The sequence below is a fragment of the Leyella stercorea genome (genome assembly GCF_021531355.1).
GTDB lineage: Bacteria > Bacteroidota > Bacteroidia > Bacteroidales > Bacteroidaceae > Prevotella.
The window spans coordinates 1-12,990 of record NZ_JADYTS010000079.1 but is presented as its reverse complement, the minus strand read 5'-3'; the positions used below and the strand labels follow the sequence as shown (position 1 = coordinate 12,990).

Sequence of the window (12,990 nt, the reverse complement as noted above, 5' to 3'; positions counted from 1 at the left end):
AGCCCGAGCTTGTGAAAGTTCGGGCTTTGTGATATTTTAAAAGAGGGTGTGAATTTTGACACACCCCCTTTTTATTGCTTTTTATTTTCTTTTCATTCCCTTGTATATCAGGAATGCTACTACAATCGCTGCAAGTCCAAGCAGTACGTATCCTATTTCGTGGCTGTATTTCACAGCCTGTAGATAAACATCATGCGTTGTCTTATAGTTGGTGTACTTGTATATGCCCCAACCTATAAGCGCGAGCACCGTGTTCCAGCATCCGGCACCGAGAGTGGTGTAGAGCAGGAACTTGCCAAGGTGCATGCCAGAGAGTCCGGCAGGAATGCTGATAAGCTGTCGTACGGCAGGTACAAGACGACCGAAGAATGTAGAAGCAGCACCGTGTTCACGGAAGAAGGCTTCCGATTTCTCTACCTTCTCGCGGTCGATGAGACACATATGGCCAATACGGCTGTCGGCAAAGCGATAGACGATAGGACGTCCGAGCCATTTGGCGAGATAATAATTGATGAGTGCACCTAAGTCGGCACCGATAGTAGCGAATACTATTACAAGTATAAAGCTCATTCCGCTGTCGGGGTCCATGGCTTTCCATGCAGCCGGTGGTACGATCACTTCAGACGGGAATGGAACGAACGAACTCTCAATAGCCATAAACAGCGTTACAACCCAATAGTTGAGGTTGTTGAGAATCCACAGGAAAAGTTCGGCAGAATTCATTTTTGTATAGTGTTAATTATTGGTTTTGTTATCCTTGTTACTTTAATTGTTGTGTCCTTCCGACATGTGTCTAATCTCATAGTCGTAATAATCCTTCGGGTCGAGTGTTTCGGGATAAAACTCGCCAAGCACCTTCTTTGTCTCGGCAGGATTACGCTGACATGCTGTTTTAAGACATTCGATGTATTCGGCTTTCTTATTGAGCGTCTTGAGGCAGGCTGCAAGATAAGCCATTCCTTCGTCGCCTTGGTTGTTGTGCATGTCGGTGTACGACTTGAACATGCGGTAGGCGATGGCAGGATAGCCACAGTCGTATACAGAGATGGCAATGCGGAAGAATATGTCGTGCGAGAATGATGTAGACTGCAGGGCACTGAGGAAACTGCGTATCGCTTCCTTTACATGACCATTCTCCAGCTGTATATGTCCTTTCACTATCGTTATCTCGTCCTTATTGGCATCGGGTTGCTTCATTGCCTCGTCGACGCAGGCGAGCGCTTCGTCGGGTTGGTCGAGCTGTGAATACGTGAATGCGAGACATTGCAGCACTTCGGTAGTACCGAGATTCTGTTTCTTCAATGCTTCGAGTGCCTCCTTATAGTATTTCAGTGCTTCTTCGGTCTTTCCTATATTAAGCAGACAATTGCCTATGAACATAGTTGCGGCTCCTTCGTCGGGGCATAGCTGGTGGAAACGTTCGTAGAATTTGAGTGCTTCCTTGAAGTTGCCCAATGAGAAGAGGCCGTTGGCCTTGTTAAGCAGAGCTTCCTCGTCGTTGGGATTGATGGCAATGGAATATTCGCTTGACGTTATCGAGTCGTTGATGCGGTTGCCCATAAACTGCGTAGAAGCCAGAGAGTTCCAGTAGCGGCCCGAGTATGGGTCTTCGTCGAGCAACTGTTCAAACAGCTTTTCGCTCTTTTCGTAATCGCCTTTGGCAAAGGCTATACGTGCTTTGATTTCGCGATAGTCTTGCAGATTGTCTTCGTCAGACATGGCGAGCCATTCGGCAGCGATGTCGGCGAGTCCGTAGTCGATGAATATGGTAGCCACGTCGAGCACAAAGTCGGGCACATCGTCCTCGTCGATGTTGTCCATAGCGTTGCGCAGGAAGCTGTTTGCCTCCTCAGGTTTGTCTTCGGCTATCATTATTTCGGCCTTCAGATAGAGGCAGTCGATGTCGTACGCATCGCTGATGAGCGAAGCATAGTAGCGGGCTTTTTCAATGTTCTTCTCGTCGATGAGCGCTATGCGTGCCTTGAAAACAAGTGGAAGCACGGCTCCAGGGTGCAGCCGCATAGCATAGTCGAGAACGTATTCTGCCCTTGGTTTGTCTTTTTTGTCGTAGTAGTATTCGGCAATGTCCGACAGTTCGTCGCTCTCGAAGTATTCGTCCTTGCCCATTTGCAGGGAGCGTTCGTAGCGTTGCAGCAGTCGTCCGAATTCTGGACTGTCAAAATATTTCTTGTTGTTGTCCATCTAAACAATGTTTAATGAAAAATGTTTAATGTTTAATGTTATAACAGGTGTGCCCAATTAAACATTAAACATTAAACACTAAACATTAAGAAGTATTATTTATTCTGTTTTGCCCAAGTATCCTTCAGTCCGACAGTCTTGTTGAATATGAGGTTGTCGGCTGTAGAATCGAGGTCGGCCATGAAGTATCCGATGCGCTGGAACTGCAGGTATTCGCCCGGTTTGCGTTCAGCAGCATAGTTCTCCACATAGCAGTTGTCGATAGTCTTGAGGCTGTCGGGGTTGAGCAGTTCGTGGAATTCGCGCTCGTCGGCACCCAGGTCAGCCACGGTGAAGAGGCGGTCGTAGATACGAACCTGAGCCTTTTGGCAGTGGTCGGCTGATACCCAGTGCAGAGTTCCCTTCACCTTGCGGTTGGCACCTTCCATGCCGCTCTTGCTTGTCGGGTCGTATTCAGACTGAATCTCGATGATGTTGCCCTCAGCATCCTTAGTGCATCCGGTACATTTCACGATGTATGCGTTCTTCAGACGAACCTCCTTACCCGGAGTCATACGGAAGAACTTCTTCGGAGCGTCCTCCATGAAGTCGTCGCGCTCAATCCAGAGGTTCTTCGAGAAGGTAATGGTGTGTGTGCCGTCAGCCTCGTTCTCAGGATTGTTGATAGCTTCCATCTCTTCAGTTTCGCCCTCGGGATAGTTGGTGATAACGAGCTTAACCGGGTCGAGCACAGCCGAAACGCGCAGTGAGCGCTTGTTGAGGTCGTCGCGAACGGCAGCCTCAAGCAGAGCCATGTCGTTGAGTGCATCGAACTTGGTATAGCCGATTGAGTCGATAAACTTGCGTATTGACTCAGGCGAGTATCCGCGGCGGCGCATACCCGAAAGTGTCGGCATACGTGGGTCGTCCCATCCTGACACTACTCCCTCGTTGACGAGAGCCAGAAGCTTACGCTTCGACATCATGGTGTAGGTGAGGTTCAGACGATTGAACTCTATCTGACGTGGGCGGAAGTCGTGAATGTTCTCGGTCTCGCCGCGCATCTCTTTCAGGTAGTCGATAAACTTATCGTACAACGGACGGTGAGGTACAAACTCCAGGGTACAAATAGAGTGTGTAACGCCCTCGAAGAAGTCGCTCTGTCCGTGAGCGAAGTCGTACATCGGATAGGCGTTCCACTTTGTTCCGGTGCGGTGGTGGGGTGTATGTATGATGCGATAGATGATAGGATCGCGGAAGTGCATGTTGGGGTTAGCCATATCGAGCTTGGCGCGCAATACCATGCTGCCCTCTACAGCCTCCGGAGTGTTCATCTTGTTGAACAGTTCAAGGTTCTCCTCTACTGGACGGTCGCGATAGGGCGAGTTTGTACCCGGTGTAGTAGGAGTACCCTTCTGCTCGGCAATCTGCTCGGCAGTCTGCTCGTCGATGTATGCGTGTCCGTTCTTGATCATCCAGATGGCAAACTCCCACAGCTTGTCGAAGTAGTCGGAAGCATAGTATATGTTGCCCCACTTGAATCCGAGCCATGAAATATCGTTAAGTATGTTCTCTACATATTCGTTGTTCTCCTTTGTAGGATTGGTGTCGTCGAAGCGCAGGTTGCACACACCGTTGTACTTCTCAGCCACTCCGAAGTCCATGCAGATGGCCTTGGCGTGTCCGATGTGCAGGTATCCGTTTGGCTCTGGCGGGAATCGTGTCTGTATGCGTCCGCCGTTCTTGCCCTCGGCAAGGTCCTGCTCAACGAGCTGCTCAACAAAGCTGAGGCTCTTCTTTTCCTCTATCGGTTTTTCTTCTGTAACTGACATAATATATTGTTTTTTGTTTTATACCTATTAATATTATAGTAGTTTCGGGGTTGTTCTAACGTTGGATTGCAAATGTAGTCCTTTTACCCTCCAAAAGGAGTCCTTTTGCGAGCCAAAAGGGGTACATTTGCCGAGCCGTCGTTATAGGTCGGCCAAAACGTCGTTATAATTATGTGCAAAGTTAAGCAAAAAACGTGGATTGAGCGTTATTCCTGTACGATTATTTTGTTTTCATAACTCTCAATCCTCAACCCTCAACTCTCAACTCTCAACTACAGCAGTCGTCCCTGCCACGTGCCCCTTCGCTTCATTTCATTCACAAGGCGGTTGGTGAATTCATAGTTCTTCAGTCCCCACTTGGGGGCTATGAGCATGTCGGCAGGCGACTGGCTTACAAATCGTTCTACAATAATATCGTTGCGCAGCCGTTCAAGATAGCGTATGCAAAGGTCGATGTATTCGTCGGCGGAATACAGCTTGAACGGCTCGCGGCAATATTCTTCGGCAAGCTGCGTGCCCTTTATAATTTGCAGTTGGTGCAGTTTCAGAATGTCGAGTTTCAAATTTGACACCACTTCGGATTGCCTTATGTTCTCCTCAGCCGATTCGCCCGGCAATCCTAATATTATATGTCCGCATGTCAGTATGCCACGGTTGTGAGTCTCGACAAGAGCATGTCGTGAGCACTCGAAGTCGTGTCCGCGGTTGACGCGCAGCAACGTCTTGTCCGACACCGACTCGATGCCATACTCCACAATCATGAAAGTCTGGCGGTTCAGCTGCTCCAGATAGTCCATCACTTCGCTGCCTGCGCAGTCGGGTCGCGTACCTATTATTATACCCACAACATCCTCCTGGCTCAAAGCCTCTTCGTATCGGCGCTTCAATGTTTCAACTGATGCGTAGGTGTTGCTGTAAGCCTGAAAATAAGCCAGATACTTCATGCCCGTGTATTTGCGTGCAAAGAACGCCTTGCCCTCGCTTATCTGTTCGGCTATCGATTTCGATGGTTGGCAATAAGAGGGGTTGAACGTGCGGTTGTCGCAGAATGTGCATCCGCCTATGCCTACATGTCCGTCGCGGTTGGGACATGCAAATCCGGCATCAATAGATATTTTTTGCACACGAAACGGGAACTTGCTGCGTATCCAAGCCCCATAGTCGTTGTATAATTGTGGCGTCATTGACAAAACTTATTGGTTTAGGAGTGCAAATGTACGGAAAAAATTATAACTTTGCAAAATATAGACATGCGGCTCGTTGCAATGCCTCGCCAATATCTATCAGCCCCTAAAGACAATACGATTAATAATAAATAACTAAATAATTAACAACTAATGAAGCGTTTAATCCTTATCTGTACAACATTCCTTATGATGTTTGTATCTTCAGTGTCGGCGGCTCAGAAGCTCACAATAGCCGACGTTACAAGCAGTAAGTTTGCGCCTAAGGTAGTGTCGGGCATCAACCCCATTGAAGGCACCGATACCTACGCCCGCATCAGCGACGACGGCAAGCGCATTGTAACCTATTCGTTCAAGACAGGCCGTGAGTTGTCTGTACTTTTCGATGTCAACAACACCATGGGCGAAAAGATAAAATCATTTGATGGCTATACAATGTCGCCCGACGGAACACGTATGCTCATTCAGACCAAGACCAACTACATCTATCGTCGATCATACACAGCTGTACATTATATCTACACCATAGCTTCGCGCAAACTGGAGCGTCTCTCTGACGGCGGTCCGCAGCAGGTGCCCACATGGTCGGCAGACGGTCAGCAGGTGGCATTCGTGCGCGAGGGCAACATCTTCCTTGTAAAGTTGCTTTACGATAACGCCGAGATACAGGTGACTAAGGACGGAAAGTTCAATGAAGTAATCAATGGTATTCCCGATTGGGTTAACGAGGAGGAATTTGGATTCAACCGCGCTCTTACATTCAACGCCGACGGCACCATGCTCTGCTGGATACGCTACGACGAGTCGAAGGTAAAGACCTATTCGTTGCAGATGTACAAGGGTATGCGTCCCGAACATTCGGAGTATACCGACTATCCAGGATTCTACTCTTACAAGTATCCTAAGGCAGGTCAGGACAACAGTGTTGTAACAGCATGGAGCTATGACATAAAGAGCCGCAAGACTCTTCGCCTCAATGTGCCCATTGATGCCGACGGCTATATGCCTCGCATCAAGTCGACAGTCGATCCCAACCGCATCGTAGTGTACACTATGAACCGTCATCAGGATCAGCTCTGTCTCTATGCAGTCAATCCTCGCACCACAGTTGCCCAGCTCCTCATCAAGGAGTCGGTGCCCAAGTATGTGCAGGAGTCGGCAGTTGAGGCTATCAAGTTTGTAGGCAACAATATCCTTTTGCCCAGCGACCGTTCTGGTTATATGAATCTTTACGTATACAATATGAACGGTAAGTTGCAACGTACAATTGGTGGCAAGTACGACATTACCGAAGTATATGGTTTCGATGCCAAGACTGGCGACGTATACTATCAGGCAGCAGCTCTTGGTGCTACCGACCGTCAGGTATACGTAAGTCATAAGAACGGCAAGATAGAGCGACTCACCGATGCAGAAGGATGGAACTCGGCACTCTTCTCGGGCGACTATCAGTACTTCATCAATACATGGAGCGACTACAACACACCTTATGTATATACAACACGCACACGTGCCGGCAAGGTTATCTCTACATTGCAGGACAACCGTGAATTGCGTCAGACCATTAAGGACTATGGATTCTGCAAGCGTGAGGCTTTCTCGTTTACCACTTCTGAGGGTGTAACACTCAACGGATGGATGCTTCGTCCGCTCGACTTCGATGCTTCTAAACGCTATCCTGTCATCATGCACCAGTATAGCGGTCCCGGTAGCCAGCAGGTGAAGAACGCATGGAGTGCAGGCTCGATGGGTCAGGGTGGAGCCTACGACTCTTACCTTGCACAGCAGGGCTTCATCGTAGTCAGCGTTGACGGACGTGGCACGGGCGGACGTGGTGCCGAATTCGAGAAGTGTACATATCTCAACCTCGGCGATCTTGAGTCGCGCGACCAGGTGGAAACAGCTCTCTATCTCGGAACGCTTCCTTATGTTGACAAGGACCGCATCGGTATCTGGGGATGGAGCTACGGTGGATTCAACACACTTATGAGTATGAGTGAGGGTCGTCCCGTATTCCGTGCCGGAGTTTCAATAGCTCCTCCAACCAACTGGCGCTTCTACGACTCGGTATACACAGAGCGTTATATGCGTACACCTAAGGAGAACCCCGACGGCTACGCTACCAACCCTATAGAGCGTGCCTCTAAACTGCACGGAGCACTGCTTCTCTGTCATGGAACAGCCGACGACAACGTTCATCCGCAGAACATGTACGAATATTCGGAAGCTTTGGTTCAGGCAGACAAGGATTTCCGCGAACTGCTCTACACCAACCGTAACCACGGAATCTATGGTGGCAACACACGCAACCACCTGCTTCGTCAGGTGGCACAGTTCTTTATGACAGAGCTGAAGTAAAAACAGCAGCTGAACTATTAAAATACAAAAACGGCAGACTCTCTGATGGGAGTCTGCCGTTTTTGTATATAGTATGTTATTGTTTCACCAATAAATTTTCAATATAATACTTGTGTAATATCTCGAAAAGGTGTATTTTTGCATTGTAATAAATCTCAAAAAGGTGTATTACTTAATGATTGAATATCTCAAAAAGGTGTATTACTTAATGATTGAATATCTCAAAAAGGTGTAAAGATGTTACTATGAAGCGAAAAATATATCAACAACTCCTTGAGTGGAAAGAGAAAAGAAACGGTGAAGTGGCACTACTCGTAGAGGGTGCGCGGCGCATAGGTAAGAGTTATATCGTAGAGGAGTTTGCCAAGAATGAATACGAGTCATATATCCTCATCGACTTCAACAAGGCTCCACAGATGGTCAGAGACTGGTTCGACCTGTATCTGGAAGACCTTGATATGCTGTTTCTCTATCTGAGTCAGCACTACAAGGTGAGGCTATATGAACGCAAGTCGCTTATCATTCTTGACGAGGTACAGTTGTGTCCCAGGGCGAGAGCTGCCATCAAGTTTCTGGTAAAAGATGGTCGATACGATTACATAGAGACAGGATCGCTGGTAAGTATTAAGAAAAATACACAGGGTATTGTGCTACCATCGGAAGAACGCCCTATACAGATGTATCCAATGGACTTTGAAGAGTTTCTTTGGGCTACCGGTAATGACATGCTGATGGACTTAATACGGAAAATGTATGTAGAAAAGAAGCCAATGGGACAAGCTTTCCATCGTCAGGCTATGGATGCGTTTCGTCTCTATATGATAGTAGGAGGTATGCCACAAGCCGTCAAGAAGTATGTTGAGACGAAAGATTTCGATGCCGTAGATGCCGCCAAGCGCGACGTGCTGACCATTTACCGTAATGACATCTTCAATTATGCAAGTGAGATAGCCGATAAGGTGGTGTCAATATTCGATCAGATTCCTCCTCAGCTGTCTAAGCATGAGAAGAAGTTCCGGTTGTCTGCTCTAAAACCTGGTGCTAAATATCGTGATTGGGACGATGCTTTCTTCTGGCTGAAGGATGCAAGAGTCGTCAACATATGCTATAATTCGACAGAACCTAACATCGGACTGAAGATGAACGAAGACCGCACTACTCTGAAGTGCTATATGAACGATACGGGCTTGTTGATCAGTCACGCTTTTGATGAAAAGGGTATTGTATCGTCAGAGATTTATCAGAAACTTCTCTTTGGAAAGCTGGAGGTGAATGAAGGGATGCTCATTGAGAATATTGTGGCACAAATGTTGACAGCCAGCGGCAATAAGCTCTTTTTCTATAGTAAGTCATCAGAAGAAGCCGAAAATCGTATGGAGATAGATTTCTTGCTTCAAAAGGACAAAGTGACAACACGCCATAATATTCGCCCGATAGAAGTCAAAAGTGGCAAGAACTACACGTTGTCTTCCATAACAAAGTGTATGAAGAAGTTTGGAGAATATATGATCTCTCCTACTGTTTTACATGCAGCCGATTATAAGGTTGTTGATGGTATCACCTATCTTCCGCTTTATATGACGCCCTTATTATAAGTGTAAGGAGCATAAAATATATAGAAATAATGGTAATATATTCCGCAATCGTGGTATAGCATTAATGTAATAATGTTAGTATCTTTGCAGCGTAAAACTGTAACGAACAAACAAATAAACCAATAAACGATGTATATAGAGAAGATTCAGAGTCCTGCCGACTTGAAAGGCATGGACATCGCGACACTTAATATTGTAGCCGACGAAGTGCGCCGTGCCGTGCTCAATCGTGTGAGCAAGCATGGCGGACACGTAGGTCCTAACCTTGGATTTGTAGAAGCAACGGTAGCCTTGCACTATGTGTTCAATGCTCCAGAGGATAAGTTCGTATTCGACGTCAGCCACCAGTGCTATCCGCATAAGGTATTGACAGGTCGTGCAGCCGGATTTCTTGGCAACGTAGACGATATGAATGCCATATCGGGATATTCTTCTCCGGCAGAGTGCCCGGAGTATGACAACTTTGAGGTGGGCCATACTTCCACATCCATCAGTCTTGCAACCGGACTGCAGAAGGCACGCGACGTAAAAGGAACTAAGGAGAATATCATAGCCATTATAGGCGACGGTTCGCTGTCGGGCGGTGAGGCTTTCGAAGGACTTGATGAGGCTTCGGAGCTTGGTACGGGCATCATCATCGTTGTAAACGACAACGAAATGTCGATAGCCGAGAACTATGGCGGTATATATAAGAATCTGCGTGCGCTGAGAGAGAGCCGTGGCGAGTGCGAGCACAACTGGTTTAAGGCATGGGGATTTGAGTATAAGTATCTGGAGGAAGGCAACGACATAGAACGCCTCATAGAAGTGTTCCGTAGCGTCAAGGATACCGACCGCCCTACAGTTGTTCATATCCACACAGAGAAAGGTCATGGCTATGCTCCTGCCGTAAACGACAAGGAAGCTTGGCATTGGGGAATGCCGTTCAATCTTGATGACGGTAGTCGACCGGTTCGCAATGCCGATGGAACAATGCCCGAGGTAAAACCATGCGAGACATATCCCGAACTCTTCTCTGACTGGATGCTGAGCGAGATGAAGAATGACAAGACACTAATCGCCGTAACAGCAGGAACGCCTACAGCAGCAGGCTTTACTGCCGACAAGCGCAAGCAGGCTGGCTCGCAACACCTTGACATGGGTATTGCCGAAGAGCAGGCTGTCGCTATGATTTCGGGTATGGCTAAGGGTGGACTACGTCCCGTATGGACGGTATACAGCACGTTCATCCAGCGCACTTACGACCAGATAGCACAAGACCTTTGCATCAATTCCAATCCAGCCGTAATCAATGTAGTAGGAGGCGGAGTGAACTCGATGAACGACATCACCCACATCTGCCTCTTCGATATACCTATGCTTTGCAGCATTCCGGGACTCATCTATCTCGCTCCTACCACATGCGAGGAATATTTCGCAATGATGCGTTGGGCAATACTTCAGGACAAAAAGCCTATAGCCATTCGTGTGCCGAGCAACGGAGTTGTTCATACAACGGAGAAAGTGGATGAAGAGTATTGCTACGAGTCAAAATATAAGGTGATGCACGAAGGCTCCAAGGTGGCAATCATTGCTGCCGGTTCGTTCTATCAGAAGGGCGAGAACGTGGTACGTCTGCTTGCTGACAAGGGCATTGACGCTACGCTTATCAATCCTCGCTATCTTAATGAGGTGGATGCCGATACGCTCGAAGCCTTGAAGACGAACCATAACCTTGTGGTAACACTTGAAGACGGCTGCAAGGATGGTGGCTTTGGCGAGCGCATAGCCTCTTATTATGGTACGTCAGATATGAAGGTGCTTGTATGTGGCGTTAAGAAGGGACTCTACGACAGATACGATGTAGAGCAGTTGCTTAAGAACAACCGTTTGCTCGACGAGCAAATCGTGAGCGACGTTGTCGCTAATGTTGAATGTTAAGTGTTAAATGGCGAGTGTTAAGAAATAATATAGCATTATGGCATTATCAAATATAGAGAAACATTACAATAAGCATCCCGAAGACCTTCGCTTGCAGCGTAGACACGGTATAGTAGAGTTTGAAACCACAATGCATCATTTGCGTAGGTTCATAACTCCCGACATGCAACTGCTCGATATAGGTGCAGGAACTGGTCGCTACACTTCGGCTCTTATGGCAGAAGGCTATAAGGTGAAGGCAGTAGAACTGGTGCGACGCAACATCGAGGTGTTTCTAAAGCGTGAACCTACTGCCGATGTTGTGCAGGGCGACGCACGCAACATGCCGTTCCTGCCTACAGCAATGGCAGATGTTACGCTGTTGCTCGGTCCGCTCTATCATCTCATTGGCGATGAGGAGAAGCTTAAGGCTCTTAACGAGGCAAAACGCGTCACCAAACCTGGCGGACTGATATTCGTGGCTTACTTGATGAACGAGTACAGCATACTGTCGTATTGCTTCGACGAAGACCGTATAGAAGGATTGTTGGAGCGTGGTGCTGTTGATGAGAACTTCCACATACAGGCCCAGCCCGACGAGTTATACGACTATGTGCGTATTGATGACATCAACCGTCTGGACGAATGTGCAGGTTTGGAACGTGTCACTATCTTCTCGCCCGATGGAGCTTCCGACTATATGCGCACACGACTCAATCGCATGAGCGACGAGACGTTTGCCCGTTTCATAGAATATCAGAAGTGTATCTCAGAGCGTGCCGACCTTATCGGAGCTGGCAGCCATGTGGTGGACGTAGTGAGGGTTCCGTTATAATATATATGTATACGAGTCAATGAAAAAAGCTATAGTAATAGGTGCCACTTCGGGTATAGGACTCGAAGTGGCTCGTCTCCTTGCCGAGCGAGGATACTTTGTTGGTGTAGCCGGACGACGTGTTGATAGACTTGAAGAGATAGTAAGGTCTAACGAGAACATAAAGGCTTATCGACAGATAGACGTTACGGATGAGGCTGCGCCCAAGCATCTTCATGAACTTATAGCAGAGCTTGGCGGTATGGATCTCTATTTCCATAGTTCGGGAATAGGGTGGGAGAACTGCGAGCTTGACATCGACCGCGAGATGAAGACCGTGGAGACCAACGGCATGGGATTCACACGTATGGTTACGGCAGCATACAGTTGGTTTGCCAATAATAATAAAGGTGGACAGATAGCTTGCATCACCTCCATAGCACGCACACGTGGATTGGGTGCAGCACCGGCTTATTCTGCCACCAAGCGTTTCCAGTCGCACTATCTTGAATGTCTTGCACAGCAGTCGCGCATGCGCCGACTCGGTATCCATATCACCGACATCCGTCCCGGCTTCGTAGCTACCGACCTTATAGCTGGAAGTCATTTCCCCTTGCAACTCTCGGCTAATAGTGTTGCACGATCTATAGTCAAGGCTGTGATGCAAGGCAAGGAGACAGTCACAATCGACTGGCGCTATCGCATGCTTGTAGCAGCATGGGCAATGATACCACGATGGTTGTGGACAAGACTGAGGTTTGTGAAGTAGTTTTATTGTATGATTTTGAAAAAATACAAAATAGATTCTTTCTTTTTATATACACAAAAGTGTAATTCTTAAGCCATTTGTATCAGAAATACACTTTTGTGTCAAATACTTTTTTATCATTTCCTTTACTTTTGCCCTCAGAAAAACATAAGTAAAGTGATTATGAACAAGAAACTTATTATAACAGCGTTGTGCCTCTCGGCTATGACTCCGATGATGGCGCAGAATATCACCGGCAAGGTGATGGATGCTAAGGGAGAACCTTTGTCGTTTGCCAATGTAGTATTATCCCAAATCGGTCATTAGAAAATGACAAGAAGCTTTTTCTAATGACCGCCATTAGAAAAACAGCTTTGTA

At 47.5% G+C, this 12,990-nt stretch carries 10 protein-coding genes; 6 read left to right on the top strand and 4 right to left on the bottom strand.

Annotation, left to right across the window (positions count from 1 at the left end):
* Nucleotides 1–81 precede the first annotated feature (81 nt).
* From I6E38_RS12675 to mnmL, 4 genes are all read right to left on the bottom strand, one after another.
* Entirely contained in the window at nucleotides 82–723 is a 642-nt protein-coding gene (locus I6E38_RS12675; protein WP_235394339.1) for a DedA family protein, read from the bottom strand.
* Nucleotides 724–765: 42 nt separating this feature from the next.
* On the bottom strand, nucleotides 766–2,202 hold the full coding sequence (locus I6E38_RS12670; RefSeq protein ID WP_235394338.1) for a tetratricopeptide repeat protein: 1,437 nt from the start codon (nucleotides 2,200–2,202) through the stop codon (nucleotides 766–768).
* Between the two features lie 95 nt (nucleotides 2,203–2,297).
* Nucleotides 2,298–4,013 carry a glutamine--tRNA ligase/YqeY domain fusion protein gene (locus I6E38_RS12665; protein WP_235394337.1) on the bottom strand — a complete coding sequence of 572 codons (1,716 nt, stop codon included), beginning with the start codon at nucleotides 4,011–4,013 and terminating at the stop codon, nucleotides 2,298–2,300.
* Nucleotides 4,014–4,285: 272 nt separating this feature from the next.
* Entirely contained in the window at nucleotides 4,286–5,197 is a 912-nt protein-coding gene (gene mnmL / locus I6E38_RS12660; RefSeq protein ID WP_235394336.1) for a tRNA modification radical SAM protein MnmL/YtqA, read from the bottom strand.
* Nucleotides 5,198–5,350: 153 nt separating this feature from the next.
* Here mnmL and I6E38_RS12655 point away from each other — a divergent pair, with 153 nt between their 5' ends.
* From I6E38_RS12655 to I6E38_RS12630, 6 genes are all read left to right on the top strand, one after another.
* On the top strand, nucleotides 5,351–7,555 hold the full coding sequence (locus tag I6E38_RS12655) for a DPP IV N-terminal domain-containing protein (protein WP_235394335.1): 2,205 nt from the start codon (nucleotides 5,351–5,353) through the stop codon (nucleotides 7,553–7,555).
* Nucleotides 7,556–7,800: 245 nt separating this feature from the next.
* Nucleotides 7,801–9,150 (top strand): ATP-binding protein, encoded by a 1,350-nt coding sequence (locus tag I6E38_RS12650; RefSeq protein ID WP_235394334.1) that lies wholly within the window; start codon nucleotides 7,801–7,803, stop codon nucleotides 9,148–9,150.
* Nucleotides 9,151–9,279: 129 nt separating this feature from the next.
* Nucleotides 9,280–11,070, top strand: a complete 1,791-nt coding sequence (locus tag I6E38_RS12645) for a 1-deoxy-D-xylulose-5-phosphate synthase (RefSeq protein ID WP_235394333.1) — start codon at nucleotides 9,280–9,282, stop codon at nucleotides 11,068–11,070.
* Nucleotides 11,071–11,107: 37 nt separating this feature from the next.
* Complete coding sequence (locus I6E38_RS12640) at nucleotides 11,108–11,884, top strand: class I SAM-dependent methyltransferase (RefSeq protein WP_235394332.1); 777 nt, start codon at nucleotides 11,108–11,110, stop codon at nucleotides 11,882–11,884.
* Nucleotides 11,885–11,903: 19 nt separating this feature from the next.
* Nucleotides 11,904–12,632 carry an SDR family NAD(P)-dependent oxidoreductase gene (locus I6E38_RS12635; RefSeq protein WP_235394331.1) on the top strand — a complete coding sequence of 243 codons (729 nt, stop codon included), beginning with the start codon at nucleotides 11,904–11,906 and terminating at the stop codon, nucleotides 12,630–12,632.
* Nucleotides 12,633–12,794: 162 nt separating this feature from the next.
* Entirely contained in the window at nucleotides 12,795–12,938 is a 144-nt protein-coding gene (locus tag I6E38_RS12630; protein WP_235394330.1) for a hypothetical protein, read from the top strand.
* Nucleotides 12,939–12,990 lie beyond the last annotated feature (52 nt).

Bases quoted from the DNA above. Each gene is read 5' to 3' on its own strand.
- I6E38_RS12675 (WP_235394339.1), bottom strand. From the start codon at position 723: ATGAATTCTGCCGAACTTTTCCTGTGGATTCTCAACAACCTCAACTAT.
- I6E38_RS12670 (WP_235394338.1), bottom strand. From the start codon at position 2,202: ATGGACAACAACAAGAAATATTTTGACAGTCCAGAATTCGGACGACTG.
- I6E38_RS12665 (WP_235394337.1), bottom strand. From the start codon at position 4,013: ATGTCAGTTACAGAAGAAAAACCGATAGAGGAAAAGAAGAGCCTCAGC.
- mnmL (WP_235394336.1), bottom strand. From the start codon at position 5,197: ATGACGCCACAATTATACAACGACTATGGGGCTTGGATACGCAGCAAG.
- I6E38_RS12655 (WP_235394335.1), top strand. From the start codon at position 5,351: ATGAAGCGTTTAATCCTTATCTGTACAACATTCCTTATGATGTTTGTA.
- I6E38_RS12650 (WP_235394334.1), top strand. From the start codon at position 7,801: ATGAAGCGAAAAATATATCAACAACTCCTTGAGTGGAAAGAGAAAAGA.
- I6E38_RS12645 (WP_235394333.1), top strand. From the start codon at position 9,280: ATGTATATAGAGAAGATTCAGAGTCCTGCCGACTTGAAAGGCATGGAC.
- I6E38_RS12640 (WP_235394332.1), top strand. From the start codon at position 11,108: ATGGCATTATCAAATATAGAGAAACATTACAATAAGCATCCCGAAGAC.
- I6E38_RS12635 (WP_235394331.1), top strand. From the start codon at position 11,904: ATGAAAAAAGCTATAGTAATAGGTGCCACTTCGGGTATAGGACTCGAA.
- I6E38_RS12630 (WP_235394330.1), top strand. From the start codon at position 12,795: ATGAACAAGAAACTTATTATAACAGCGTTGTGCCTCTCGGCTATGACT.